Origin of the sequence: Pseudomonas sp. A6 (genome assembly GCF_052367875.1) — a bacterium.
GTDB lineage: Bacteria > Pseudomonadota > Gammaproteobacteria > Pseudomonadales > Pseudomonadaceae > Pseudomonas > Pseudomonas citronellolis.
In genome coordinates this window covers 4,490,999-4,517,132 of record NZ_CP198970.1, presented here as the reverse complement: position 1 = coordinate 4,517,132, position 26,134 = coordinate 4,490,999, and the positions used below count along the sequence as shown (strand labels likewise).

The 26,134-nt window shown below is 69.2% G+C and carries 23 protein-coding genes and 1 pseudogene; 9 read left to right on the top strand and 15 right to left on the bottom strand.

Annotated elements, in window-relative coordinates; translation table 11 throughout:
• Positions 1-71: 71 nt before the first annotated feature.
• From ACTWJ5_RS19865 to ACTWJ5_RS19845, 5 genes and pseudogenes are all read right to left on the bottom strand, one after another.
• On the bottom strand, positions 72-1,661 hold the full coding sequence (locus ACTWJ5_RS19865) for an ABC-F family ATPase (protein WP_074985334.1): 1,590 nt from the start codon (positions 1,659-1,661) through the stop codon (positions 72-74).
• Positions 1,662-1,921: 260 nt separating this feature from the next.
• Positions 1,922-3,451: an FAD-dependent oxidoreductase gene (locus ACTWJ5_RS19860; RefSeq protein ID WP_074985332.1), complete on the bottom strand. Its 1,530-nt coding sequence runs from the start codon at positions 3,449-3,451 to the stop codon at positions 1,922-1,924.
• A gap of 86 nt (positions 3,452-3,537) precedes the next feature.
• The gene (gene ssuD / locus ACTWJ5_RS19855; protein ID WP_064583543.1) at positions 3,538-4,674 is read right to left on the bottom strand and encodes an FMNH2-dependent alkanesulfonate monooxygenase; all 1,137 of its coding nucleotides are present in this window, start codon (positions 4,672-4,674) and stop codon (positions 3,538-3,540) included.
• Between the two features lie 246 nt (positions 4,675-4,920).
• Positions 4,921-5,328 carry an NUDIX hydrolase gene (locus ACTWJ5_RS19850; protein ID WP_444439625.1) on the bottom strand — a complete coding sequence of 136 codons (408 nt, stop codon included), beginning with the start codon at positions 5,326-5,328 and terminating at the stop codon, positions 4,921-4,923.
• Positions 5,329-5,454: 126 nt separating this feature from the next.
• Positions 5,455-5,817: pseudogene (locus ACTWJ5_RS19845) on the bottom strand (AAA family ATPase); the annotation flags it as partial.
• 286 nt (positions 5,818-6,103) lie between these two features.
• Between ACTWJ5_RS19845 and ACTWJ5_RS19840 the strand changes: the two are divergent.
• Entirely contained in the window at positions 6,104-6,607 is a 504-nt protein-coding gene (locus tag ACTWJ5_RS19840) for a hypothetical protein (protein ID WP_009619475.1), read from the top strand.
• Positions 6,608-6,675: 68 nt separating this feature from the next.
• On the opposite strand, the gene ACTWJ5_RS19835 is transcribed toward ACTWJ5_RS19840, so the two are convergent.
• A complete protein-coding gene (locus tag ACTWJ5_RS19835) occupies positions 6,676-7,299 on the bottom strand; it encodes a helix-turn-helix domain-containing protein (protein ID WP_249920130.1) in 624 nt (207 codons plus the stop codon).
• 8 nt (positions 7,300-7,307) lie between these two features.
• Positions 7,308-7,469, bottom strand: a complete 162-nt coding sequence (locus ACTWJ5_RS19830) for a hypothetical protein (RefSeq protein WP_249917018.1) — start codon at positions 7,467-7,469, stop codon at positions 7,308-7,310.
• A 237-nt stretch (positions 7,470-7,706) separates the two neighbouring features.
• Here ACTWJ5_RS19830 and ACTWJ5_RS19825 point away from each other — a divergent pair, with 237 nt between their 5' ends.
• Positions 7,707-8,132: a VOC family protein gene (locus ACTWJ5_RS19825; RefSeq protein WP_249917017.1), complete on the top strand. Its 426-nt coding sequence runs from the start codon at positions 7,707-7,709 to the stop codon at positions 8,130-8,132.
• 1 nt (position 8,133) lies between these two features.
• On the opposite strand, the gene ACTWJ5_RS19820 is transcribed toward ACTWJ5_RS19825, so the two are convergent.
• From ACTWJ5_RS19820 to ACTWJ5_RS19810, 3 genes are all read right to left on the bottom strand, one after another.
• Complete coding sequence (locus ACTWJ5_RS19820) at positions 8,134-8,304, bottom strand: hypothetical protein (RefSeq protein WP_261748416.1); 171 nt, start codon at positions 8,302-8,304, stop codon at positions 8,134-8,136.
• A 78-nt stretch (positions 8,305-8,382) separates the two neighbouring features.
• Entirely contained in the window at positions 8,383-9,513 is a 1,131-nt protein-coding gene (locus tag ACTWJ5_RS19815) for a helix-turn-helix transcriptional regulator (RefSeq protein WP_116425004.1), read from the bottom strand.
• Between the two features lie 102 nt (positions 9,514-9,615).
• Positions 9,616-10,665 carry a Rieske 2Fe-2S domain-containing protein gene (locus ACTWJ5_RS19810; protein ID WP_249917016.1) on the bottom strand — a complete coding sequence of 350 codons (1,050 nt, stop codon included), beginning with the start codon at positions 10,663-10,665 and terminating at the stop codon, positions 9,616-9,618.
• 199 nt (positions 10,666-10,864) lie between these two features.
• On the opposite strand from ACTWJ5_RS19810, the gene ACTWJ5_RS19805 reads away from it, so the two are divergent.
• From ACTWJ5_RS19805 to ACTWJ5_RS19785, 5 genes are read left to right on the top strand one after another with little or no spacing between them, the layout of a single operon-like run.
• Positions 10,865-11,680: an SDR family NAD(P)-dependent oxidoreductase gene (locus ACTWJ5_RS19805; protein WP_256511716.1), complete on the top strand. Its 816-nt coding sequence runs from the start codon at positions 10,865-10,867 to the stop codon at positions 11,678-11,680.
• Between the two features lie 9 nt (positions 11,681-11,689).
• Positions 11,690-12,604 (top strand): alpha/beta hydrolase, encoded by a 915-nt coding sequence (locus ACTWJ5_RS19800; protein ID WP_444436370.1) that lies wholly within the window; start codon positions 11,690-11,692, stop codon positions 12,602-12,604.
• Positions 12,605-12,614: 10 nt separating this feature from the next.
• Positions 12,615-13,718: a 3,4-dihydroxy-2-butanone-4-phosphate synthase gene (locus ACTWJ5_RS19795; protein WP_249917013.1), complete on the top strand. Its 1,104-nt coding sequence runs from the start codon at positions 12,615-12,617 to the stop codon at positions 13,716-13,718.
• Between the two features lies 1 nt (position 13,719).
• A complete protein-coding gene (locus tag ACTWJ5_RS19790; protein ID WP_444436369.1) occupies positions 13,720-14,946 on the top strand; it encodes an oxidoreductase in 1,227 nt (408 codons plus the stop codon).
• 23 nt (positions 14,947-14,969) lie between these two features.
• Positions 14,970-16,079 (top strand): esterase-like activity of phytase family protein, encoded by a 1,110-nt coding sequence (locus tag ACTWJ5_RS19785; protein WP_444436368.1) that lies wholly within the window; start codon positions 14,970-14,972, stop codon positions 16,077-16,079.
• 663 nt (positions 16,080-16,742) lie between these two features.
• Here ACTWJ5_RS19785 and surE read toward each other — a convergent pair.
• The 3 genes from surE to ACTWJ5_RS19770 form a co-directional block, all read right to left on the bottom strand.
• Positions 16,743-17,723 (bottom strand): 5'/3'-nucleotidase SurE, encoded by a 981-nt coding sequence (gene surE / locus ACTWJ5_RS19780; protein WP_444436367.1) that lies wholly within the window; start codon positions 17,721-17,723, stop codon positions 16,743-16,745.
• 76 nt (positions 17,724-17,799) lie between these two features.
• Entirely contained in the window at positions 17,800-19,173 is a 1,374-nt protein-coding gene (locus ACTWJ5_RS19775) for a DUF1329 domain-containing protein (protein WP_444436366.1), read from the bottom strand.
• Positions 19,174-19,194: 21 nt separating this feature from the next.
• Positions 19,195-20,817: a DUF1302 domain-containing protein gene (locus ACTWJ5_RS19770; RefSeq protein WP_083426794.1), complete on the bottom strand. Its 1,623-nt coding sequence runs from the start codon at positions 20,815-20,817 to the stop codon at positions 19,195-19,197.
• A 242-nt stretch (positions 20,818-21,059) separates the two neighbouring features.
• Between ACTWJ5_RS19770 and ACTWJ5_RS19765 the strand changes: the two genes are divergently transcribed.
• Together ACTWJ5_RS19765 and ACTWJ5_RS19760 are read left to right on the top strand one after the other, a co-directional pair.
• The gene (locus ACTWJ5_RS19765; protein ID WP_253407210.1) at positions 21,060-22,820 is read left to right on the top strand and encodes an FAD-dependent oxidoreductase; all 1,761 of its coding nucleotides are present in this window, start codon (positions 21,060-21,062) and stop codon (positions 22,818-22,820) included.
• Entirely contained in the window at positions 22,813-23,691 is an 879-nt protein-coding gene (locus ACTWJ5_RS19760; protein ID WP_444436365.1) for an SDR family NAD(P)-dependent oxidoreductase, read from the top strand. Before ACTWJ5_RS19765 ends, ACTWJ5_RS19760 begins: the two co-directional genes overlap by 8 nt.
• Before the next feature lie 319 nt (positions 23,692-24,010).
• Here ACTWJ5_RS19760 and ACTWJ5_RS19755 read toward each other — a convergent pair whose 3' ends face one another.
• Both ACTWJ5_RS19755 and ACTWJ5_RS19750 read right to left on the bottom strand, forming a co-directional pair.
• Positions 24,011-24,754, bottom strand: coding sequence for a Mut7-C RNAse domain-containing protein (locus ACTWJ5_RS19755; RefSeq protein ID WP_074981627.1), 744 nt, complete (start codon positions 24,752-24,754; stop codon positions 24,011-24,013).
• Between the two features lie 78 nt (positions 24,755-24,832).
• On the bottom strand, positions 24,833-25,966 hold the full coding sequence (locus tag ACTWJ5_RS19750) for an LLM class flavin-dependent oxidoreductase (RefSeq protein ID WP_444436364.1): 1,134 nt from the start codon (positions 25,964-25,966) through the stop codon (positions 24,833-24,835).
• Positions 25,967-26,134 lie beyond the last annotated feature (168 nt).

The following is a 26,134-nucleotide window of genomic DNA, read 5'->3' as shown; positions in this document are numbered from 1 at the left end:
CGACGGTGGGGAAGGGCGTTGCGGGAAGGGAGGGGAAGGGGATGCCGGCGCGGCATCCCCTGCGGGTGGCATCAGACGATCACGCCCTGGCTGCGCAGGTAGTCGTCGTAGCTGCCGCTGAAGTCGGTCACGCCGTTCTCCGACAGCTCGATGATGCGGGTGGCCAGGGAGGACACGAACTCGCGGTCGTGGCTGACGAAGATCAGCGTGCCCGGGTAGTTCTCCAGGGCCAGGTTGAGCGCCTCGATGGACTCCATGTCCAGGTGGTTGGTCGGCTCGTCCATCAGCAGCACGTTGGGCTTCTTCAGGATCAGCTTGCCGAACAGCATGCGCCCCTGCTCGCCACCGGAGATCACCTTCACCGACTTCTTGATGTCGTCGTTGGAGAACAGCATGCGCCCGAGGGTGCCGCGCACCAGTTGCTCGCCGCCCTGGGTCCACTGGGCCATCCAGTCGAACAGGTTGTAGTCGTCCTCGAAGTCCTCGGCGTGGTCCTGGGCGAAGTAGCCGACGTCGGCGCTGTCGGTCCACTTCACTTCGCCGGCCTGCGGCGGCATCTCGCCGACCAGGGTGCGCAGCAGGGTGGTCTTGCCGATGCCGTTGGGGCCGATGATGGCGATGCGCTCGCCGGCTTCCACCTGCAGGCTCAGGTTCTTGAACAGGGGCACGCCGTCGAAGCCCTGGCTGACTTTCTCGAGGGTCACCGCCTGGCGGTGCAGCTTCTTGAACTGCTCGAAGCGGATGAACGGGCTGACGCGGCTGGACGGCTTGACCTCTTCCAGCTGGATCTTGTCGATCTGGCGCGCGCGGCTGGTGGCCTGCTTGGCCTTGGAGGCGTTGGCCGAGAAGCGGCTGACGAAGGTCTGCAGCTCGGCGATCTGCGCTTTCTTCTTGGCGTTGTCCGACAGCAGGCGCTCGCGGGCCTGTTCGGCGGCGGTCATGTACTCGTCGTAGTTGCCCGGGAACAGGCGCAGCTCGCCGTAGTCCAGGTCGGCCATATGGGTGCAGACGCTGTTCAGGAAGTGACGATCGTGGGAAATGATGATCATGGTGCTGTTGCGCGCCGTGATGACGTTTTCCAGCCAGCGGATGGTGTTGATGTCCAGGTGGTTGGTCGGCTCGTCGAGCAGCAGCAGGTCCGGGTCGGAGAACAGTGCCTGAGCCAGCAGCACGCGCAGCTTCCAGCCCGGGGCCACGGCGCTCATCGGGCCGAAGTGCTGGTCCAGGGGAATGCCTAGGCCCAGCAGCAGTTCGCCGGCGCGGGATTCGGCGGTGTAGCCGTCGAACTCGGCGAACTGCACTTCCAGCTCGGCCACGGCCATGCCGTCGTCCTCGCTCATTTCCGGCAGCGAGTAGATGCGGTCGCGCTCGGCCTTGACCTTCCACAGCTCCTCGTGGCCCATGATCACGGTGTCGATCACCGAGAAGTCCTCGTAGGCGAACTGGTCCTGGCGCAGCTTGCCCAGGCGCACGCCGTTTTCCAGCATGACCTGGCCGGAGGAGGGCTCCAGCTCGCCGCCGAGGATTTTCATGAAGGTGGACTTGCCGCAACCGTTGGCGCCGATCAGGCCGTAGCGGTTGCCGTTGCCGAACTTGACGGAAACGTTCTCGAACAGCGGCTTGGCGCCGAACTGCATGGTGATGTTCGCTGTGGAAATCAAAGTTTTACCTATCAATGACTGGCGAGCCGCTGGGCCGGTCTGGCAGCGGGCCGATACCGATTCGATACCAATGTTGGCTTTCCGGGCCCGTTGACATGGGCGCCGGGGGAATCCAGCGGACGTGCGCGAAGGGCAGCATCTGGACGCGATGTCCAGGCTTTTGCGCTTGAAGGGCGGGGGACATGCCGGACAGGCCGCGGATTATCTCATAGGTGGGCCTGTCCTTGCATGGCGGGTCGCTTTGCGATGGTGGCCAGTCGTCAGCCGGGTGTCTGCTGCTCGAAGGCAGCCTCGGCCTCCAGGCTCTGCCGGTCGCGCCCCACGGTGGCGACGGCGAGCGCCTTGCCGTCGCGCCAGTAGGTCACCCGGCAGTCGTGGGCGGCGGGGTCGCCGTCGACGTCGATGCGGTCCCAGCGCTCGGCGTGGCCGACGTAGTTGATGCCGACGTCGTACTGCTGCGTCCAGAAGAACGGCACGGCGGTGAAGCGCTGCTGGTGGCCGAGGATGTTGCGCGCCGCGGTCATGCCCTGGCGCTCGGCGACCGCCCAGTGCTCCACGCGGATGGCGTCGCCGCTGCGGGCGTCCGGCCAGCGGGCGATGTCGCCCACGGCGTAGACGTCCGCGGCGCTGGTGCGCAGCCAGGCGTCCACCAGCACGCCCTTGTCCAGCTTCAGGCCGGCGTCGCGGGCCAGCTCCAGCTCGGGGCGGGCGCCGATGCCGATCACCACCAGGTCCGCCGGCAGCGTGCCGCCAGTGGACAGCCTGACCTGCTGCGCCTCGATCGCCGTGACCCCGGCACCGAAATGGAAGCCCACGCCATGGGCCTCGTGCAGGGCCCGGAGCATGTCGCCCAGGGCTTCGCCGAAGACGTTCTCCATGGGCCGCGCGCCGGGCGCCACTATCTGCACGTCCAGGCCGCGGCTGCGCAGCGAGGCGGCCACTTCCAGGCCGATGAAGCCGGCGCCCACCACCACGCAGCGGCGGGCCGTGGCGCAGCGGGCGATCAGCTCGTCGCAGTCGGCGAGGCTGCGCAGCACGCGGACGTGGGGCAGGTCGGCGCCGGGCACGTCCAGGCGCGCCGGCGCCGAGCCGGTGGCCAGCACCAGGGCGCCGTAGTCCAGCTCTTCGCCGTTGGCCAGGGTCAGCTTCTTGTGCGCCGTGTCGATGTGGCTGACGCGGGTGTTGCAGCGCAGCTCGATGCGCTGACTGGTATAGAAGTCCGCCGAACGCAGCGGTAGCCAGGCGGGGTCGGCGCTGCCGGCCAGGTAGTCCTTGGACAGGTTGGGCCGGTCGTAGGGCGCGGCGGGGTCGGCGCTGAGCAGGGTGATGGGCCCGTCGTAGCCCTCGTGGCGCAGGCCGAGGGCCGCCGCGTTGCCGGCGGCGCCGCCACCGATGATCACCACCGAGGCCGGTGCCTGAGCACCGGCCGGCAGGTCCGCCGGGGCAGCGGGCAGGGGCGCGCCGACGTAGGCCTTGCCGTCGCGGCAGTCCACCTGCCAGCGCGGCAGGTCGTCCAGCGCCGGCGGGGCGAGCAGGCGCCCGTCGTGCAGGCGGAAGCAGGCGTGGTGCCAGGGGCAGCGCAGGGTGTCGCCGTCGACCAGGCCCTCGGCCAGGGGCGCGCCGTAGTGCGGGCAGGTGGCGCCTATGGCGTACAGCTGCCCGGCCTGGCGCACCAGCAGCGCCGCTTCGCCGCCGACGTGGCCGGCGAGCGGGCTGCCTTCGACGACGTCCGCCAGGGGCACGCCCTGGGCGAAGTCGGGGCCGGGCGGGGACGATGGATGGTCGCTCATAGCTCTCTCCTCGTCTTTTCCTGAAGGTCACCGCTTCAGGATAGCCCCCCGCGCCCGGGCGGGCGCCTACGCTCGTCGAGGCGCGATCAGGCCGCGTGCTCCTTGCCTTGCCCCGCGCGCACGTCGAAGGCGCCGCCGGTGACCACGCCCTCCACCGTCACCCGGCCCTTGCCCGGCAGCAGCGGGAACACCAGTTCGGCGAAGCGGTAGGCCTCTTCCAGGTGCGGGTAGCCGGACAGCACGAAGCTGTCCACGCCCAGCGCCGCATATTCCAGCAGGCGCGCCGCCACCGTCTGCGCATCGCCCACCAGCGCGGTGCCGGCGCCGCCGCGCACCAGGCCGACGCCGGCCCACAGGTTGGGCGCGACTTCCAGGCGCTTGCGGTCGCCGCCGTGCAGCGCGGCCATGCGCCGCTGGCCTTCGGAATCCATCTTCGCGTAGTTGGCCTGGGCCGCGGCGATGGTGGCGTCGTCCAGGTGGCTGATCAGTTCCTCGGCGGCGGCCCAGGCCTTCTCGTTGGTCTCGCGGACGATCACGTGCAGGCGCACGCCGAAGCGCACCGTGCGGCCATGGCGGGCGGCGCGCTGGCGCACGTCGGCGATCTTCTCGGCCACCGCCGCCGGCGGCTCGCCCCAGGTCAGGTAGGCGTCCACGTGCTTGGCCGCCAGCTCGTGGGCGGCGGGCGAGGAGCCGCCAAAGTACAGCGGCGGGTAGGGCTTCTGCACGGGCGGGAAGAAGTTCTGCGCGCCGCGCACCTGCAGGTGCTTGCCGTCGTGGTCGACGGTTTCGCCGCCGAGCAGGCGCCGCCAGATGCCGAGGAACTCGTCGGAGGCCTCATAGCGTTCGTCGTGGGAATAGAAGACGCCGTCGGCGGCCAGCTCGGTGGCGTCGCCGCCGGGCACCACGTTGAGCAGCAGGCGGCCGCCGCTGGCCTGGTCGAGGGTGGCCGCCTGGCGCGCCGAGGCGGTGGGGTTGCCCAGGGAGGTGCGCAGCGCCACCAGCAGCTTGATGCGCCGCGTCACCGGCACCAGGCTGGCGGCGGTCACCCAGGGGTCGAGGCAGCTGGCGCCGGTGGGGATCAGCAGTCCGTCGTAGCCGAGCTGATCGGCGGCCACGGCGATCTGCCGCATGTATTCGTTGGTCGCCGGGCGGCCGCTGTCGGAATGGCCCAGGTAGCGGGTGTCGCCGGAAGTGGGCAAGAACCAGAAGATGTCCAGACTCATGATGTGTCCTCGTTGCCATCGTCGAAAGGGGCAGGGCCCCGTGGGTGCACGCGTGGCGGGGAGTCTTTTTCGAATGGAGGGGACCGGCGGGTGCCGGCCGGGGTGCTGCCTGCGGAGCAAGTGCTGTGCCAGAGGGGCTTTGCGCGGCGGATGGCGCCTTGTGGCGCTGCCCGCCGTATCCGCGGGTGTCGGCTGGCGGGCAGTTTGTTGATTCGCTGTTGCTGGCTGAACAGTTCCGGCGGTGCCCTAGGCCTCGTTGCCCAGGGGCGAGAGCAGCGTGGCGCGTTCGCGCAGCCAGCCGAGCGCATCACGGAACAGCGGGTGCCACTGTGGCCCCGGCGTCGCGTCCAGGGCATGCCAGAAGAAGGCGAAGTCCAGGCCGCCATCGTCGTCGCAATGGTGCGTCCAGGCGTCGGGCAACTCGCGTGGGCTGTGGCAGAGGTGAAAGGCCCAGTCCTGCCCGGCGTGCTCGGAGAACCAGGTGCCCAGGTCGGCGCCCAGCCGCGCGTCGAGGATGCCGGCTTCCTCGGCCAGCTCGCGCAGCGCCGCGGCACCCGATGCCTCGCCGGGCTCGATGCTGCCCTTGACCAGTTGCAGGCCGGCCAAGGGATGGCGGAAGGCGAGTACCTCCAGCCGTTCGCGCTGGCGGACCAGAACCGGGCAGGCCTTGTTGGCGGCCGCAGGGACTACCCATACCTGCGCGTAGCCTTCGTCCGCACGGGGCGCCTCGAAGTGCTCGTGCACCGCGCGGATCGAGATCTCGGGCACCTGGTGATCCGCGCGCCGCCGGCGGTTGCGCGCCAGCGCCACGCTCAGCGGCGTGTCGAGCCATACCGCTACCACCGGCACGCCGTGGCGCCGGGCGATGTCCAGCAGCGGCTGGCGATGGCGGGCGCCGGGCAGCGCGGCATCGAAGAAGCAGGCCCGTTCGCCCAGCGTGGCGGCCTGGCGTTCGATCCAGGCGGTCTTGCCGGCGCCCTGCAGGCCGATCACCAGGTACAGCGTGGTGCCCGGCACCTCCGTGGCCAGCGTCCGCTCCAGCTCGGCATGGGCCTGCGCCCAGGCGGCGGCGTTGCGTTCGGCGGTGTAGACCCGGCCCGTCGGGGTTTCCAGGTAATGGTCGGGATTGATGTGGCGGGGCATCGGCAGTCGTCCTTGAGGAAGGGCTTAGATTGTTTATTCACTACGGTTATTTGCTAAGCACTCAAGTGCATATCCATGTTTCTGTTTTCCCTGCCACTTGATCCGCGGCATCTGCCATGACGTCGAATCCGTCATCACCACGCCGAAAGGCTCCGCGGCACCGGGCTTTTCGTCGTGGCGGGCGAAGCGAACCGGCGCTGGGCCGCCAGCTTGTCCGGCTCGCCGGCCTCCCTAGAATCGGCCCCATCAGCAGTTACCCATTCCGTCCAGTTCAGGGAGTTCCACCATGATGAATGCAATGCAGATGCCGATGAATGCCAACCCGATGATGCCCATGATGGGCATGCCGATGATGATGGCGACTATGCAGTGCGAAATGCAGGACGACGGCATGATGTGCAAGATGATGCCGGCCATGGGCATGGACGCGGCCATGTTCCGCAACAATGCGGAAATGATGGCGATGATGATGAACTGCGGCATGCCGATGATGATGCACTGCGGCAACATGTCGATGATGTGCATGTCCCAGACCGGCATGGCGATGATGCCGATGATGGGCATGATGAACATGATGCCGATGATGATGGGCATGCCCATGCCGTCGATGAAGTGCATGATGGAGTGCTCCATGCAGGGCGACGCCATGATGTGCAAGATGATGCCGATGCAGGGCATGAACATGGAGATGTTCAAGAACTGCTGCATGCTGATGAACAAGATGATGGAATGCGGCATGCCGATGATGATGAGCTGCAACGGCATGCCGATGATGTGCTGCACCTGCTGACCGCGGCGCGCTGAACGAGAAAGGCCCGGTGGGGAAACCCGCCGGGCCTTTTGCTTTGTGCCGCCGCTTCAGTCCAGGCGTTCGGCGTAGGTGCTCACCAGGTAGGCCACGGCCTCGCTGTCGGCCGGGTTGCGGTAGCTGTGCGGCTGGTCGGCGTAGAACAGGATGGAGTCGCCGGTGCCGAGCAGGAAGCGTTCTTCGTTCACCGCGATTTCCAGCACACCCTGGGCCACCACCAGGTTCTCCTGGGTGCCGGGGGCGTGGCCGGCGGAGTGCTCGATGGCCAGGCCGGCCAGACGCAGTTCGTAGAATTCCACCTGGCGCGAGACGTCGAAGGGGAACAGCGCGCGGCTGACGAAGGCGCCGTCGCCGCTGACCAGGCGCTTGCTCTCGCGCGCCGGCAGCAGGGCCACGCCGTCGAAGGCGCGGTCGTCGAGGAAGGCCGCCACCGAGACCTTCAGGCCCCGGGCGATCTTGCACAGCACCTTGATCGAGGGAACGCTGCGCCCGGATTCGATCTGCGCCAGCATCGCCCGGCTCACCCCGGACAATCGGGCCAGGCCGTCCAGGGACAGGTTGCGCTTGCCGCGCAGGCGCAGCAGGTTGTGGGCCACGCGCTGGCCGATGGGGTCGTCGGCCGCCGCCGGGGCGGTTTCGAGGCCCGCCTCGGTGGCATCGGTGGAAAGCGGCAGGCCCACGTTCAGGCCTCGCGGATGCCGTTGTCGCGCTGCTGCTGCACCCACTGGGCGGCGCCGAAGCCGGCGCGGCTCGCGTACATCGCCCACATCAGCTCGGCCATGCGCCGCGCCTGGCGGCGCGTGCGGTAGCGGGCGAGGTCGATGACGTTGTCGGTGCGGTCCATGGCGACTCCTCAGGGAACTGCGGTGAAGGATGGGGCTAGCCTAGCCGGGCTCTTCTTAGAACAAGAAATACTTAATTATTCTTTATTAATTTATTTTTGATCTATGTCGGCAGGTCTTGTGGCCAGGCGGTGAGTCACTCCAGCCAATGGCCAAAATCAAGCGGCCGCACGGGTGCGTTCGGCGCCAGGCAGTCCTAGCATGAACGGATCCCTGTTCGTCGACGCCAGGAGCCACCCATGAGCCTTCGCCCCTTCCACCTCGCCATCCCCGTCCACGACCTGCCCGCCGCCCGCCGTTTCTACGGCGAGGTGTTCGGCCTGGAGGAGGGCCGCTCCAGCGACCAGTGGGTGGACTTCGACTTCTATGGCCACCAGTTGGTGATCCACGAGCACCCGCGCACCACGTCCCAGGAAAATGCCCACTGCAACCCGGTGGACGGCCACGACGTGCCGGTGCCGCACTTCGGCATCGTGCTGGACTGGGAGCAGTGGGAAGCGCTGGCCGAGCGCCTGCGCTCGTTCGACGTGCGCTTCGTGATCGAGCCCTACGTGCGCTTCAAGGGCCAGGTGGGCGAGCAGGCGACCATGTTCCTCCTCGACCCCTGCGGCAACGCCCTGGAGTTCAAGGCGTTCAAGGACATCGGCCAGCTGTTCGCCAGGTAGCTCAGGGCAGCAGGCGCATCACGCCGCCGGGCATGCAGGGCACGCCGGCGCTCAGCCGCGCGTTGAGCTGGGCCAGTTGCTGCGACTGCTCGTGGACCCGCAGCATCAGGTGCGCGCCGGCGAGGCTGGCGGCGAAGACGAAGGCGATCAGTAGCGGAGCGACTTTCACCATGGCAGTGGACCTCATGCGGCGGTTGCTGTCCGGGGTTACGCTAACCGCCGCGCGGGCCCGGCAAATCGTCCGCTCGGACTAGCCCAGGGTGGCCACGCTGCGCAGGATCAGGCGCACCAGCATGGTCTGCCGCGTCACCCCGGTCTTGGAGAAGGTCGAGCGCAGGTGCGCGCGCGCCGTGTTGCGGCTGATGCCCAGTTCCTCCGAGGCTTCGTCGAGGGTCAGGCCGTTGGCCAGCAGCATGGCCAGCTGGGCCTCGGCGGGGGTCAGGTCGAACAGCGCCTTGACGATCTCCTGCGGCGCGCGGGATTCCTGCTCCGGGTCGCTGACGAAGATCACCACCGAGGGGCAGTGCTTGCCCTCGTTCCATTCGCTCAGCGGCACCGAGCGCACGATGATGCCCAGGTCGGCGCGGCCGGAGGGGCGCTGCACGCGCATCGCCTCCACCACCGAGGGCTGCGCGCCCTTCTGCGACTGCAGGGCCTGCTTCACCAGGCGGCGGAACTCCTGGCAGTCGCGCGGGGTGCCGACCTGCAGGCTGTCGCCGCTGATCTTCAGGCCGTCCTTCTCGCGCAGCAGGTGTTCGGCCACCTGGTTGGTCTGCAGGATCTTGCCGCTCTCGTCGAGGATGATGGTGCCCACGGCGAACTGGTCCACCGCGCCGGCGTAGAGGTTGCGCTCGGTCTCGATGCGGTTGATCTGCGTGTGCAGCGCCACCGAGCGCTCCAGGTGCGGCACGAAGTGCGCCAGCAGGGCCTTGTCGGCGTGGCTGAAGCCCGGCGATTCGATGCCGCGGCTGACGCGGATGCGGCACAGGGCGCCGTCGGCGGTGCGGATGTCGGCGCCGAGGATGTGGAACACCCCCACCGGTTCGAGGAAGTTGCGGTAGAACTCCGAGTTCAGCCACTCGTCGCGCTGCACGAACTCATCCAGGATCACCACCTGGCCGCTGGGCAGGTCGACGAAGGGGTCGAGGTTGAAATAGTACTGGTTGTACGAGGCCACCACTTCGGCCGAGCTGCCGTTGGTGTTGACCATCAGGCCTTCGTTCTGGTCGCTGGGCGGACGCAGGATGAAGGTGACGTACTTGGCTTCGAAGAACTGGTTGAGCTCGTTGAGGAAGGACTGCCACGGCGTGGCTTCCAGGGGCCCCTGGTAGAGATTGCCGAGCATCCCGCTGAACTGCTCGAGGGTGAGCGACTGTGCCATCGATTGAACCGTTTCTTATTGTTGTTCTGGAAAGCGCCGCTGAGAGTACGCGGCGCTTTCCGCAAAAGGCAATCCGTCCCCGCAAGGCTGGGGACGGGCGGTTCAGGCCGGCTCGGCCTGGCGCGCGCGGACGATGAAGTCCTTGCGGTCGGCGAGGCCGGCCGGCAGCTCGGCGACGTCGGTGTAGAACTGCTCGTACCACTTGCGCAGCTGGTACACCGGGCCGTCGCCGTCGCACAGCAGCGGGTTGTCGACGCGGGTCTTGCTGTGCCAGATGGCCACGTCCTCGTAGAAGGCCAGGCGCGCCTGCTCGACGTAGGCCTGGGCCATGGCGCGGTTCTGTTCGTCGGAAAGCCCCGGGAGCTTCTTCACCAGCACGCCGTAGCGCAGGGTGAAGCTGTTCTGGTCGATGGGCACGTGGCAGTTGAGCAGGATCGACTCGATCAACTGGCCGTCCATGGCGCCGGTCATCTCGGTGATCTGGTAGGCCGGGCCGTAGTAGGTGGCCACGGTGCGCAGCTCGCTGTCGCCGGACAGGCGCGCGCTGCGGCCGCGCATCACCTGCACCGCCAGGTGGCCTTCGAAGTGGTTGCTGAACTCGTCGATGGGCGCCTTGTGCACGCTGTCGAAATGCGCCATGTCCGAGACGTTGTCCACCAGCTCGCGGCAGTTCGTCTCGATCTTCAGCTCGGCCATCTCCCATTCGGCCCAGGCGTCGTCGTAGCAGGCGTCGATGCGCGGGATGGCCTGCTCGGCGATGGGCGGGTTGCCTTCGGGGTCGTTCCAGACGAACAGCAGGCGGTTCTGCTCCAGCACCGGCCAGGACTTGATCTTCGCCCGCGGCGGGATGCGCTTGGCGTAGGGGATGTCGTTGCACACGCCGTCGGCGCCCCAGCGCCATTCGTGGAACGGGCAGCGCAGGCCGTTGCCTTCCACGCAGCCTTCGCTGAGGTCGGCGCCCATGTGCGGGCAGTAGCCGTCGAGGATGTGCACCTCGCCGTCCTCGCCCTGGAAGGCCACCAGGCGGGTGCCGAAGACATCCAGGCGGTGCGCCTTGCCGTCGCGGTACTGGCTGGCCAGGCCCAGGCAGTGCCAGCCGCGGGCGTAGCGATCCTGCAGGGGCCGGGCTTCGATTCGGTGCAGCGTACTCATTGTTGTTCTCCCATCAGGTTGCCGCAGGCAGAAGGTGGGTGGCGGCAGAGGCCTCCTGCGGATTCTGCAAGCCAGAGCGGCTGCGGCATCGTCTGAACGGACGAGGAGGGCGCCCTAGTCCGGGTGGACGATGTCCCGCGCTGCCCGCCCGGCGATAACAGCGCCAGCCGAACCGACAACAACGACAAACGGAGCAGCGATGAGCGAGCGACAAGGCCAGGTGGCCGTGATCACCGGCGCCGCCAGCGGCATCGGCCGCGGCCTGGCGCAACACGCGGCGGGGCAGGGCATGCGCCTGGCCCTGGCCGACCGCGACGCGGCGGGCCTGCAGGCCCTGGCCGGGCAGCTGCGCGAGCAGGGCTGCGAGGTGCTGGCGCAGGTCACCGACGTGGCCCGCGAGGCCGACCTGCAAGCGCTGCGCGAGCAGACGCTGGCGCGCTTCGGCGGCATCGACCTGCTGTTCAACAACGCCGGGGTGATGCAGACCGGCGCCAGCTGGGAACTCAGCGAGGCGCAGTGGCGGCGCATGCTCGACATCAACCTGCTGGGCGTGATCAACGGCCTGCGTGCCTTCGTGCCGGGGCTGCTGGCCCAGGGCCGCCCGGCCCACATCGTCAACACCGCGTCCCTGGCCGGCCTGCTGGCCAGCCCCTTCCTGGCCGCCTACACGGTGACCAAGCAGGCCCTGGTGGCGCTCTCCGAAGTGCTGCACCACGAGCTGGCCGCCCTGGGCGCGCCGGTGGGCGTCTCGGTGCTCTGCCCGGGGCCGGTGGCCAGCCGCATCATGGCCTCCGACCAGGCCGGCGGCATGGCCGGCGCGGCACTGGGCGAACAGCTGGAGCGCAGCATCCGCCAGGGCATGCCGGCGGACGAACTGGCCGCCCTGGTGTTCCGGGCCATCGACGAGAAGCGCTTCTGGATACTGCCGCACCCGGACTTCAAGCCGGCGCTGCAGGCGCGCACGCAAAGCATTGTCGAGGAGACCAACCCGGTCTTCCTGCTGGCCGACGTATAAGGAGCGAACATGGCCCTCGATCCGCACATGCAGGTCCTTCTGGACCAATTAGCCGGGGCCTTCGCCCTGGACTTCGAACGGCTCGACGCCGCCACTTACCGCGGCTTCGCCGACCAGGGCCTGGGCTCTGCGCCGCTGGCCCTGGAAGAGGTGCGCGAGCTGCGCCTGGCCGGTGAGCTGCCGGCGCGCCTGTACCGGCCCAGCGCCGCCGACGGCCTGGCGCTGCTGGTGTTCTTCCACGGCGGCGGCTTCGTCGCCGGCAACCTCGACACCCACGACGACCTGTGCCGCCGCCTGGCCCTGGCCACGGGCGCGGCGGTGGCCTCGGTGGGCTACCGGCTGGCGCCGGAAGCGCCGTTCCCGGCGGCGCCGGAGGATTGCTACCAGGCCACCTGCGAGCTGGTGGCGCGCGCCGCCGAATTGGGCGTGGACGCCGAGCGCCTGGCCCTGGCCGGCGACAGCGCCGGCGGCAACCTGGCCATCGCCGCCGCGCGCCTGCTGCGCCAGCGCGGCGGGCCGCGGCCGCGGGCGCTGTGCCTGTTCTACCCGGTGACCGACCAGGCATGCGCCAGCGCTTCTTATGGCGAATTCGCCAAGGGCCACTTTCTCGAAGCGCAGATGATGCACTGGTTCTGGCGCCAGTACCTGGGCCAGTGGCCGGCGCCGCTGGATTCCCTGGCCTCGCCGTTGCACGCCGACGACCTCGGCGGGCTGCCGCCGACGCTGCTGCTGAGCGCTTCCCATGACCCTCTCCGCGACGAGGGCGAGGCCTTCGCCGAACGTGCCCGCGCCGCCGGCGCCGACGTGCGCCTGGTGCGCGCCGAGGGCATGCTGCACGGCTTCGCCAGCTTCGCGCCCTATGCGCCACGCGCCGAGGGCTACCTGAACCAAGCCGCGGCCTGGCTGCGCGACGCCCTGGCCTGAGGAGGCGAACATGGCCCTGGACAGCCCCCTGCACCTGATCGAGGCGCTGCGCCGTGGCCAGCCGGTGGTGCTGGTCGACGGCGAGGACGACGAGGGCGACGGCATGCTGCTGCAGGCCGCCGAATTCATCGACGACGCCGCGCTGAACTTCTTCGCCCGCGAGGCCCGCGGGCTGATCTGCCTGGCCCTGACCGACGAGCGCTGCCGCGCCCTCGGCCTGAGCCCGATGACAGCCGGCCCGCGTGGCGAGGGGCTGGGCTTCATGGTCTCCATCGAGGCGGCGCGGGGCATCAGCACCGGCATCTCCGCCGCCGACCGGGCGCGTACCGTGCAGGTGGCGGTGGACCCGGCCAGCGGCCCGGCCGACCTGGTCAGCCCCGGCCACGTCTTCCCGCTGCGCGCGCTGCCCGGCGGGGTGATGAGCCGCGCCGGCCACGCCGAGGCGGCCTGCGACCTGGCGCGCCTGGCCGGGCTGCAGCCGGCGGCGCTGCTGGCCGGCATCCTCGACGAGGACGGCGAGAATGCCCGCGGCGAAAACCTGCGCGCCTTTGCCCTGCGCCACGGCCTGCCGGTGGGCGGCATCGCCGAGCTGATCCACCACCGCATCCTCCACGAGGGCACCATCGCCCGCAGCGCCGAGTACCGCATCGACACCCGCCACGGCCCGTTCCGCGTGTGCGCCTACCACGACGCCTTCAAGGACGTGCTGCACCTGGCCCTGGTGCGTGGCGAGGTCGACCCGGCGCAGCCGGTGCTGGTGCGCGTGCAGGCGGTGGAGACGCTGCGCGACCTGCTTGCCGGCGAGCCGCCGCGCGGGCCGCAGCAATGGAACCTGGACCGCTCCCTGGCGCGCATCGCCGCCGAGGGGCGCGGGGTGCTGGTGCTGCTGGCGCAGCAGGAAAGCGCCGCCGCCATCCTCGACCAGCTGGCCCAGGGGCCGCGCCTGCAGCCGCCGCGCTTCCCTCAGCGCACCCTCGGCGTCGGCGCGCAGATCCTCCGCGACCTGGGCGTGCGCAGGATGCGCCTGATGAGTTTCCCGGTGGCCTACAAGGCGGTGTCCGGCTTCGAGCTGGAAGTCGCCGAGTTCGTCCCCTTCACCGCCCAGGAGGCTTGAGATGACCCCGCAAGACGCGCTGGACAAGGTGCTGAGCCCCACCCGCCTGGCCGGGCTAGGCCTGCGCAACCGGGTGATCAAGACCGCCACCTTCGAAGGCATGTGCCCCGGCGGGGTGCCCGGCGCCGAGCTGGCCGCGCACCACGCGCGCATGGCCCGCGGCGGCGTCGGGCTGACCACCGTGGCCTACTGCGGCGTTTCGCCGGACGGTCTGACCTTCCCCGACCAGATGTGGATGCACGAAGGCATCTTCACCCAGCTGCGCCAACTGGCCGACGCGGTACACCGCGAGGGCGGGGCGCTGTCGGCGCAGCTGGCGCACTGCGGCTTCTTCAGCCGCACCCGGCCGCTGAACATCCCGCGCCCGCGCGGGCCCAGCGCCTGCATCAACCAGTACGGGCTGTTCAGCGGGGTGCCCTTCGCCGGCTCCATGGGCAGCGCCGACATCCGCAAGACACTCGACGAATACCGCGCCGCCGCGGCCTTCGTGAAGCGCGCCGGGTTCGACGCCATCGAAATCCACATGGGCCACGGCTACCTGCTCAGCCAGTTCATCTCGCCGGCCACCAACCGCCGCAGCGACGCCTACGGCGGCAGCCTGGACAACCGCCTGCGCCTGCCCCTGGAAGTGCTGGCGGCGGTGCGCGAGGCGGTGGGCGAGGGCTTCCCGATCCTGGCCAAGCTCAACCTCAGCGACGGTTTCGCCGGCGGCCTGGAGATCGACGAGTCGTGCCGTGCCGCGCAGCGCCTGGCCGAGCATGGCCTGGACGCGCTGGTGATGAGCGGCGGCTTCACCAGCCGCTCGCCGATGTACCTGTTCCGCGGCGAAAGCCCGCTGCAGCGGATGATCCCGCTGGAGCGCAACCCGCTGCAGCGCACCGCCATGAAGTGGTTCGGCGGGCGCCTGTTCGCCAGCTCGCCCTACGCCGAGATGTACTTCCTCGACCAGGCCCGGCGGGTGCGCCAGGCCACCGACATGCCGCTGGTGTACCTGGGCGGGGTGAGCACCCGCGACAGCCTGCAGCGGGCCATGCAGGAAGGCTTCGACTTCGTCGCCCTGGGCCGCGCCCTGCTGCGCGACCCGGACCTGGTGCGCAACGTCCGCGAGCGCGGCGAGGGCTACGCGAACGGCTGCAACCACTGCAACCAGTGCGTGGCCAGCATGGCCCTGCCCGGCGGCATCCGCTGCGTGCTGAACCAGCCGGACAGCTTCGCCGCCCACGCCTGAATCCCCAGCACAAGGAGTTGCCGATGAACCTCGGCCACGGCCGGCGCCTGTTGCCCGGCCTGACCCTGCTCGCCGCCCTCGGCGCGGCCCAGACGAGCGCCGCCGACGGCTGGGCGCTGCTCGGCGAACAGCGCCTGGCGCTGCGCCAGAGCTTCCAGTACACCACTGTCGGCGGCCTGTCCGGCATCGACTACGACAGCCGTTCGCAGCGCTTCCTGGCGATCAGCGACGACACTTCCGAGCACGGCCCGGCGCGGGCCTATTGGCTGGATGTGGGGCCGAAGGCGGTGAAGCTGGAGGACGTGATCCTCTGGCGCCAGGCCGACGGCTCCTTCTACCCGAGCAAGACCCGCCACGCCGGCGGCGCGCCGGGCGAGGTGCCGGATTTCGAGTCGCTGCGCATCGACCCGCGCGACGGCAGCCTCTGGTACACCAGCGAAGGCAACCCCGGTGAAGGCGTGCCGCCCAGCCTGCGCCAGGCCACCCGCGACGGCAGCCTGCTGCGGGTGCTGGCGTTGCCGGCGATGTTCGCGGCCAACGGCGTGCGCGACAACCTCTCGTTCGAGGGCCTGAGCTTCGCCGCCGACGGCGCCAGCCTGTGGCTGGCCATGGAGGGCCCGCTGTACCAGGACGGCGAACCGCCGACGCGCAAGAGCGGCGCCTACGCCCGCTTCACCCAGCTCGACCGCGAGGGCAGGGCGCTGCGCCAGGTGGCCTACCCGCTCGACCCATTGCCGGCGGACAGCAGCCACCCGCGCGACCTGGACAGCGTGTCGGAAATCCTCGCGCTGGACGACGGCCATCTGCTGGTGCTGGAGCGGGTGGTGCTGATCCGCGGCGGCGGGCGCATGGAATCGCGGGTGCGCCTGTACCAGCTGGACCTGGACGGCGCGAGCGACGTACTGAACATCTCGCGCCTGGCCGGCGCGGACTTCCGCCCGGGGCGCAAGCACTTGCTGCTGGACTTCGCCGACCTGCGCCTGCCGCGCCTGGACCTGCTCGAGGGCATGGCCTGGGGGCCGCGCACGGCGGACGGGCGGCGCAGCCTGGTGCTGGTGTCCGACGACAACTTCGACCAGTTCCACCAGGGGCAGGTGACGCAGGTGCTTTGGGTGGGGACGCCGTTGCGTTGAGGTTTGGGCTTGCTCGCGAATGGGAGTCACCTGTGGCAGTGGTGTTCCGGGGCGATTCCGCTCCCTCTCCCTAACCCTCTCCCTGAAGGGAGAGGGGACCGTTCGGAGTGCGTGGTTATTCCGCAGTTAGCCGGAAAGCGCGAAGTACCCGGCGTAGGCCATTCTTCCCGCCGGCACGGACAAGCTCCCTCTCCCTTCAGGGAGAGGGCTGGGGAGAGGGTTACGGACTTCGATTCCGCTCCGGCGCAAGGCTTGGCACCCAAGGACCAGAGGCCCCCTTGCATCCTCCCAGATTCGGCCAAGGCGTTGCCGGCGGGGCAGGTGTAGCGGCGTATAACCGCGAACGGTTATACGCCCTACGCCAGGCTTGACCTTTGCGTAGGGCGGATAACGTTCCACGTTATCCGCCGTTTGACCTTGGCCATAGGACGGAGCGCGGGGTTGCGCCCGCCCCTCACCCTAACCCTCTCCCGGAGGGAGAGGGGACCGTTCGGCGTGCGTGGGTACTCCACAGTTAGCCGGCAAGCGCGAAGTATCCGGCGTAGGCCATGCTCCCCGCCGGCACGACCAAGCTCCCTCTCCTTTCAGGGAGAGGGCTGGGGTGAGGGTGCGGACTCATACCGAAACACCATGCCCCAGACGAGCACCTAAAAAACACCACTTTCAGGGCTTCACCCCCTCCAGCAACCCCTCCGCCCGGCGCTCCCCGTCGCCGCTGCCATTCAGGTCCGTCCCCACCACGCTCAGCACCGCGTAGCCCTGGGTCAGCAGGAAGGCATCCTCCTTGCGCTGGCGTTCGTTCGGCTCGCTCGGCCGCGCCAGGTTCACCCTTGCGCCGTCCTTGTCGCCCTGCACGGCGAAGACGATCGGCGACCAGTCGCTGACCGGCGCGTAGACCAGCCCGCGGACCTCGGCGGCCTGGCGCGCCGGGTAGTTGAGGTTCAGCCCCTGGCCCGCCGGCAGGCCCAGCAGGTTCAGCTTGCAGGCGGCCTTGTCCTTGCCGCTGCTGCAGCGCTCCCGGGCGGCGCGGCCGCTGGCCAGGGCGCGGTCGAGCACGCGCACGGCGAGCCGGGCGCTGTCGGCCTGGGCGTCGAGGGTGCGTTGCAGGGCGGCCTTCTGGTCGCGCTGCATCAGCGGCAGGTCGATGGCGGTGGACACGGCCAGGGCCGGCACGCCGCGGCGCATGGCCCAGAGCGCGGCGTTGAGGGTGCCGGACAGCTGGATCAGCGGGCCGGCGTTGTCGCCGAAGTTGCTACCGGAGACCACCAGGTCCGGCGGGTTGTCCTTGAGCAGCAGGTCGAGGCCGACGTTCACCGCGTCCACCGGGGTGCCGATGGCCATGTTCTTGCCCGCCGGCAGCGCGTAGCCGGCCGGGGCGCCGACGCAGTACTGGCGGTCGGCCAGGCGCTGGATGGCCAGGGCCTGGCCGGGCAGCACCACGCTGGCCGCGCCTATGCCGCTGTTGTCGGTGTCCGGCGCGACCAGGGTGACCTGGTGGCCGGCGGCGCTCAGCGCCTGGTAGACCGCGGCGATGCCCGGCGCGCGGCAGCCGTCGTCGTTGGTCAGGAGGATGTTCAGCGCGCTGGCGTTGCCGGCCAGGCCCAGGCCGGCGAGGGCGATGGCGGTGCGCAGGAGTGGTCGCATGGGATTTTCCTCGTACAAAGGACCTTCTGCAAAAGACGAAGCCCGCGCGGTTGTCCGCGCGGGCTTCGGGGTGGCCTTACTGGCCGAGCTTACGCATGTTGGCGGCGGTGAAGTAGTTGTCGTCGTACTTGGCGGTGTTCAGTTGCGGCGGCTGTTGCTCGTTGGCCATGCGGTCGGCCAGGTAGGAGCCGGCGATCAGGTCGTGGAACAGCGCGACCCGCGCCTGGTTGACCTGGATGTCGTAGGCGTAGACCGAAGTCTGCATGTTGGTGCGCCACAGCTGGCCGCGGTTGTCGTAGTTGTCGGCCAGGGCGGCAGACCAGCTGTCCTCGTCGAGGTACAGCGTGCGCTTGCCGTAGATGTGCCGTGCGCCGGGCTTGAGGGTCGCTTCCACCACCCACACGCGGTGCAGCTCGTAGCGCATGTAGTCCGGGTTGATGTGGTTGGGCGTGAGCAGCTGCGAGTACTTCACGCTCGGGTCGTCGAGCTTGTAGTTGTTGTACGGGATGTAGATTTCCTTCTTGCCGACCAGCTTCCACTCGTAGCGGTCCGGGGCGCCGTTGAACAGGCGGTCCTCGTCGATGGTGCGGAAGCCGCCGGCGCCGGTCGGGGTGTCGTAGCCGACGGTGGGCGCGCGGCGCACCCGGCGCGTGCCGGGCAGGTACTGCCAGCTCTGCCGCGGGCTGGCCACCGGGTCGAAGAACTCGTTGCCGCCGATGATCTCGCCCTTGGAACGCACCGGCTTCAAGGTGGTGATCATGAAGTGGCTCATGATGCCGCCGTCATAGTTCTGCAGCGAGCCCTTGGGGTCGCACCAGGGTGCGAGGATCTGGTAGTGCACGGTCTGCAGCGCCTGGTTGCCGTTGGAGTAGATCACCGCCTGGTCGTACACCGCCTCCTCGCTGTTGGCGCGGGCCTGCAGGGCGTGGTTCCACATCAGCTCGTAGCCGTTCTGGGGAATGGGGAAGGGCGAAGCGCCGAAGGCGTTGCGCACGGCGTTGCCGCCTTCCACCAGCTCGGCGCTGGTGGCGTTGGCCTTGATGTTGGCCTCGACCTTCTCGTTCATGCGGAAGTCGCGGTGCGAGGGGTAGACGGGCATGCGGAAGGTCGCCGGGTAGCGCTTGAACAGCGCGCGCTCGCCATCGGTGAGGCGGCTGGCGTACTGCTCCATGTTCTGCGCGGTGATGACGAACAGCGGCTTCTCGTCGGCATAGGGATCGGCGTAGCGGTCGCCCGGGGTGTAGTTCACCTGTGGCGGTGCGCCGCGCCACTTGCCGCTCCAGGCGGGGATGCTGCCGTCGGCGTTGCCGGCTTTCTCGGCGCCCATGGGCGTCAGGTCCTGGCCGAGGCGCGCGGCCTCTTCAGGGCTGACCTTGGCCTGCGCCTGGCCGCCCAGGCAGGCGAGCCCGGCGGACAGCAGCAGGGGTAGCAGATAGGGTTTGTGGTTCATGGTCTGGCTCCTCCGGCTGGGTCAGAAGCTGTATTTCGCGGTGAGCGAAAGGTTGTCGCGGTCCGCCAGCGTGGTTTCGCTCGGGTTGCCGAGGAACATGTTGTAGCGGGCTTCGAGGGTGAAGTTGTTCAGGTAGCGCCAGGTGGTGCCGACGGCGAAGCGGTCGTCGCCTTCGCCCATGCCGAAGCTGCCGGGCATGGACGAGTTGCCGTTGACCGCCTGGCTGAAGACGATCGGCACGCTCAGGTCCCAGCCGTTGAACACGTTGTTGTAGTCCAGCGACACGCTGAGGGTGTAGCCCCAGGCGGAGCGGTCGTAGTAGAGCTTGTCGGTGTTGGGCGTGGTGATCGGCACGATGCCGCCGGCGGTGGGCACGAAGACGTTGAAGCTGGGCGTCTTGTCGTTGTCCATCACGCGGTTGTAGCCGACCTCGCCGGTGAGGGTGGTGTTGTCGGCGAAGGGCAGGGTGCCGTAGGAGTGGATGAATGACACCAGCGCCTGGGCCACCTTGGCGCGCACCGGTTGCGGCGTCAGGCCGGTGTCGACCAGCACCGGCTGGCCGTCGCGGTAGCTGATCTCGCCGCTGACGTTGGTGTCGCCGAGCATGCTGGAGAAGCTGGCGCCGTACAGGTGGATGTCGTCGTAGAAGCGCGCGCGGTAGGCGCCGGTGTTCCAGTCGGTGAGGAAGTCCAGCTGCGGGCTGTGGTCGCTGAAGCGCAGGTAGTACAGGCCGAACTCGGTGTTGTTCAGCTGCTCCACCGTGTAGGTCAGGGCCGCGCCGTACTGGCCGCCGTTGCCGGGGGTGTCGTCGCCCAGGCGGCGCTGCTGGCCGGTGGAGTCGTTGAAGCCGCCCTCGTCGATGTAGTCGGTGGTGGAGAAGAAGTGCCCGACCGGGGTCAGCTCGTTGCGCTTCCACTGGTACTGGTAGTACAGCTGCAGGCCGAGGTCGTCGGTCAGGCCGTACTGGGCGAACACCTGGCCCACCGGCAGGAACAGCTCCTTGATCTCGATGCCCGGGGTGTTGGCCTTGGTGGCGTCCACCGGGCTCATCGCCCCGGAGATGCCGAAGCCGTTGAACAGGCTCTCGCCCCAGGCCACCACCTGGTTGCCCACCCGCGCGTTGAGGGTGTGGCCGCTCAGGTTCCAGGTGCCGTAGGCGTAGGTGTCGAGCAGGCGCAGGTCGTCGCCGGCCTGGTCGCGGGTGTCGCCGGAGAACTCGTCGGGCTTGGAGCAGCGGCCGCCGGCGAAGCAGTTTGAGGTGCCGGTGTCGTTGTCGTTGCCGCGGTGGTAGACGTCGTCGTAGAAGCCGGTGGCGCGGACGAACAGGCCGTAGTCGTCGCGGAAGCGGAAGTCGGCCTCGGTGAGGAAGCTGGCGCGGTTGTTGATGAGGCTGCCGCGGTCGAAGGCGTTGTCGCCGTCGTCGCCGTTGGCGATGGCCGGGTTGGCGCCGCCGTTGGACAGCGCGTGGGCACGCTTCTCGGTACGCCAGGCCAGGCTGTAGCTGACGGTGGTGTCCCAGTTGACCTTGAGGTCATCGTTGAGCTGGTACGACAGCGCCTGCGCCTGGCCGGCCAGGAACAGGCCGGTGGCGCTGATCGCGAGGGCAAGGGGCAACGGCTGGAAGGCGTTTCTTATTCTTGTCATCTCGTCCTCTGCTCGGGCAGGCACGTCCGGCCAGGCCCGGGAACTGTGTTGGCGGGAGGGTGGCGGGGCTGACTATGTGGTCACCCGGCCGCGCCAACATCGTCCGAAGGGACTAAGCCGGCGGGACGTGGGCGGGCCGCTCTGGCGCTAGTCCCATCGGACGATGACCGGCCCCGCGGGCTGCGCGAAGAATCGGCGCTCGAGCGTGGGCGTGGCCCACGCCAGCTCCCGGAGAAAAGCGCATGAACGCAAGGGCGAGCGGCCAGCGGAGCCGCGAGTGGGACCATGAATGCGACGTCCTGGTGGTGGGCAGCGGCGCCGGCGGCATGACCGCCGCGCTGCGTGCCCGCGACCTGGGCCTGGACGTGCTACTGGTGGAAAAGAGCGACCGCTACGGCGGCACTTCGGCGGTGTCCGGCGGCGGTATCTGGATACCCTGCAACCACCGCATCGCCGCCCTCGGCGGCCAGGATTCGGCGCAGGAAGCGGTGCGCTACATCCGCACGGTCAGCCAGAACGCAGTGGACGACGGCCGCGTCGAGGCCTACGTCGAGCACGGCCGGCGCATGGTCGAATACCTGGAGGCCAACAGCCGGGTGCGCTTCGAGGCGCAGCCGGAATACGCCGACTACTACCCCGAGGTGGCCGGCGGCAAGCCGGGCTTCCGCTCCATGGACCCGCTGCCGTTCGACGCCCGCGAGCTGGGCGACGAATTCGCCCGCCTGCGCGCGCCCTCGCCGGGCACCCTGATGATGGGGCGCATCGGCATGACCATGAAGGAAGCGCGGGTGCTGCTGTGCCGCGGCCCCGGCTGGGTCGGCCTGACCCTGCGCATCCTCTGGCGCTACTGGCGCGACCTGGGCGGGCGCCTGCGTTCGCCGCGCGACCGTTTCCTCACCCTGGGCAACGCCCTTGTCGCCGCGCTGCGCCGTTCGCTGCTCGACCGCCGGGTGCCGCTGTGGCTGGACACCTCGCTGCAGGCGCTGGTGGAGGAGGGCGGCCGGGTAGTCGGCGCCGAGCTGCAGCGCGAGGGCCGCACCTTGCGCATCCACGCAAGGCAAGGCGTGGTGATCGCCGCCGGCGGCTTCGAGCGCAACCAGGCGATGCGCAGCCAGTACCACCCACAACCGTCGCAGGCGCAATGGAGCGCCACCCCGCCATACAACAGCGGCGATGGCATCCGCGCCGGCCAGGTGCTGGGCGCGGCCACCGCGCTGATGGGGCACAGCTGGTGGGCGCCGACCACCTGCGTCGAGGGCGAGGAGAAGCAGCGCGCGCTGTTCGTCGAACGCACCCTGCCGGGCTGCGTGCTGGTGGACTCCGCCGGCCAGCGCTTCGTCAACGAGGCCGCGCCCTATACCGACATCGTCTACGCCATGTATGCCCATGACAGCGAGGCTGCGCGCAGCGTGCCCTGCTGGATGGTGTTCGACGCCGAGTTCCGCCGCAAATACCCCTGCGGCGCGCTGCTGCCCGGCTACGCGCAGCCCGACAGCCGAGTGCCGAAGCACCTGCGCAGTTACTACCACAAGGCCGACAGCATCGAGCAACTGGCCGCGCTGATCGGCGTGGACGGTGCGGGCCTTGCGCGCACCCTGGAGCGTTTCAACCGCTACGCGGTGCTGGGCCAGGACCCGGACTTCCACAAGGGCGAGTCGCTGTTCGACCGCTACTACGGCGACCCCCACGTGCTGCCCAACCCCTGCCTGGCGCCGCTGCTCAAGGCGCCGTTCTATGCGGTGAAGGTCGACGCCGGCGACATCGGCACCAAGGGCGGCCTGCTCACCGACGTGCACGCCCGCGTGCTGCGCGAGGACGGCAGCGCCATCGACGGCCTCTACGCCATCGGCAACTCCGCCGCCTCGGTGATGGGCGCGACCTACCCCGGCGCCGGCTCCACCCTCGGCCCGGCGATGACCTTCGGCTTCCTCGCCGCCGAGCACATCCAGCAGCGGGCCGGGCAGGCCCGCGCCAGCAAGAAGGAGGCACAGCACAATGCCTGATCAGACTCCCCGCATCGCCCTGGTCACCGGCGCCAGCCGTGGCGTCGGCAAGGGCATCGCCGAGGCCCTCGGCGCCGCCGGCATGACCGTCTACGTCAGCGGTCGCTCGCTGCAGTCCGGCGGCGCCACCCTGCGCGGCCAGGTGATGCACGGCAGCATCCACGAGACCGCCGAAGCCATCGACGCGGCCGGCGGCAAGGGCATCGCCGTGCAGTGCGACCACGCCGACGATGCCCAGGTGCGCGCGCTGTTCCAGCGCATCGAGGCCGAGCAGGGGCACCTGGACCTGCTGGTGAACAACGTGGCCTTCATCCACGAGCAACTGATCGACCCGGGCCCGTTCTGGGAGAAGCCGCTGGACCTGGTGGACATCCTCGACGTCGGCCTGCGTTCGGCCTACGTCGCCAGCTACCACGCCGCGCCGCTGCTGCTGAAGGCGCCCGGGGCGCTGGTGGCCTTCGTCTCCTCGTTCGGCGCCGGCTGCTACATGCACGGCCCGGCCTACGGCGCGCAGAAGGCCGGGGTGGACAAGCTGGCGGCGGACATGGCCATCGACTTCGAGCACAGCCGGGTGGCGACGGTCTCCCTGTGGCTGGGCCCGCAACTGACCGAGCGCACCGCCATCGCCGGCCAGGCCCGCGCCGAGCAGTACGAGGCCTTCCTGGCGATGGCCGAGACGCCGCAGTTCAATGGGCGGATCATCCAGGCGTTGCTGGATGATCCTGAGCTGATGAAGCTGTCCGGGCAGACGCTGGTCAGTGCAGAGCTGGCGTTGCGTTATGGCATCTGTGAGGCCGATGGTCGCCAGCCGCCGTCGTGGCGTGAGCAGCTGGGGGCGCCGCGGGTGCAGCATCCGGCCAGGGTGGTTTGAAGGGGATTGGGGGCGAATGGGGTTACCCGGTGGCTGCTGTGTTTTGGCTTGACTCCGTTCCCTCTCCCCAACCCTCTCCCTGAAGGGAGAGGGGGCTGTCCTGAGTGGTCAGGAGGACAGGCACCATCCTGATACCTCGTCATTCCCGCGAACGCGGGAACCGTAGGGCGTATAACCGTTCGCGGTTATACGCCGTTACACCCATCTCACCGGCTACGCCATGGTCGAGCCTGGGAGAATGCCGGGTCACGCCAAGCCCGGAATCGAGTGGGCCGGCAGCCAAGGTCAAACGGCGTACAACCGCGAACGGTTGTACGCCCTACGATTCCTGCAACAACGGCTCCAGCAGCGCTTGCATGCTGCGCCAGTGCGAGCCTTCCCAGAACACCCGCTGGCATTGGTCGCAGGCCAGGAAGCGGCTATGCCGCTCGGCCACTTTCGCCGGCACCTTCGGCCGCGCCTGCTCGGCCGGCAGCTCGCGCAGGGGATGGTTACAGCGCAGGCACAGGCTGAACGGCCGCGCGCTGCGCGCCAGGTCCAGCCGTTCGAAGAGTTCGCCCAGTTGCTCCCTCGGCTTGCGCGCGTGCAGGTAGCAGCCACGGCTGATGATCCGCCGCTTGAGTAGTTCGCGGTCGCGGGTGAGCACGATGCGGCCCTGGTGCGCGCCTATCTCGGCGATTTCGCCGTCGTCGAAGGCGTTGTGGTAGAGGGTGTCGAAGCCGCTCATGCGCAGCAGCGCCGCCAGGCCGCCCAGGTGTGCGTCGGCGACGAAGCGCAGCACCCGCAGCGGCCGGGCGCGCACGCGCAGCAACGGGCTGATGTCCAGGCGCTCGAACACCGGGTACACCGCCACGCGGTCGCCGTCGAGCAGGGTGCGCTCGAAGCCCACCGACTCGCCGTTGAGCAGCACCAGCTCGACCTCGGTGTGCGGCACGCCCAGGGCCTCGATCATGTGCTTGACCGTGGCCGCCGGCGGGCAGGCGCAAGCGAACTCGCGCCGGCGGCGGTCGGCGGGGAGGAAGTCGTTTAGCTCTTCGTAGAAGCGGAAGGTGGCGTGGGTCATGCCGGAGAGTATGGCAGGCCGCCGGAAGAAGGACGGGCCTCATGGAGGCCCGTCGAAGGGGAACGATGCCCTTGGCGGTCAGCCGGCCTGCTGCTTGTTGCGGAAGTAGGGGATGACCTTCTCGCCGATGTTCTTCAGCGTTTCCAGCTGCGCCCACTGCGGCACCGTGCCCATCTGGCAGATGAACAGGATCTCGTCGGCGCCGGCGTCGATCAGCCGCTGCACGTAGCCGATGCAGTCGTTGACCGTGCCGTAGGCGTGGTTGGGGTTCATCATCGCCATGCTCGGGTCGGAGAAGTCCACGGTCACTTCCTCGGAGGCGAAGCGCGAGCGGATCACCGCCTGGCCGTTGCCGTCGACGAAGGTGTCGTCCTGCCACTTGGCCGGGTCCGGGCGCTCGCCGCCGGCGTACCAGTAGGCCAGCGATTCCATGAAATAGCGCTGGCCGCGGATGCCGATGGCGCGGGCCTGCTCGTTGTCGTCCAGGACGATGGCCGGGCACAGCGCGGCGATGTGGCGGTTGGGGCGGAAGCCGACCTGGTTCTTCGCCTCACGGGTGTCCCAGGCCTCGTGGTACACGGCGACCTTCTTGGCGATCTCCTCCGGGCCGCCGAAGCCCAGCACCAGCGCGCCCATGCCGCGGCCGCCGGCGTTCTTCAGCGACTCGGTGTTGGTGCAGGCCAGGTACATCGGCGGGTGCGGGTCCTGGTAGGGCTTGGGGTGGATCGGCCGCTTGGGGATCTTCACGAAGTCGCCGTTATGCTCGATCTCGTCCTGCACGAACATCTTCGGGATCAGGTACATGGCCTCGTCGATCTGCGGCTGCAGGGTGGCCAGGTCGTAGCCGAAGGTGCCGGCCTCCTGCTGGGTGCCGCCCTTGCCCACGCCGAAGTGCACGCGGCCGTGGGACAGCAGGTCGAGGGTAGCGATGCGCTCGGCGACCTTCACCGGGTGGTTCATCGCCGGCGGCAGGCAGACCACGCCGTGGCCGATGCCGATGCGCTCGGTCTTGCCGGCGACGAAGGCCAGCGTGGTCTCCGGGGCGGACATGTGCGAGTAGTTGGTCAGCGCGGTGTGCTCCACGCACCAGAAGGTGTCGAAGCCCAGCTTGTCGGCCAGCACGGCCTGTTCGACGGTCTCGTCGAAGATGCGGCGGTCGCCTTCGCGGGTGCTGTCCAGCGTCTGCGCTTCGTAGATCAGAGAGAATTTCATGGGGTTCGTCCCTTGTCAGTGTGGCGGGCCGACGGGCTCTGCCTGAAGGCCATGGTCGGGGTTCGCCGGCGCCGCGGAATCGCCCGAACGGACTACGCCGAAACGCCGGAATCGGGGACAACGTAGGATGGGTTGAGCGAAGCGATACCCATCGCCGGGGCAGCGGGC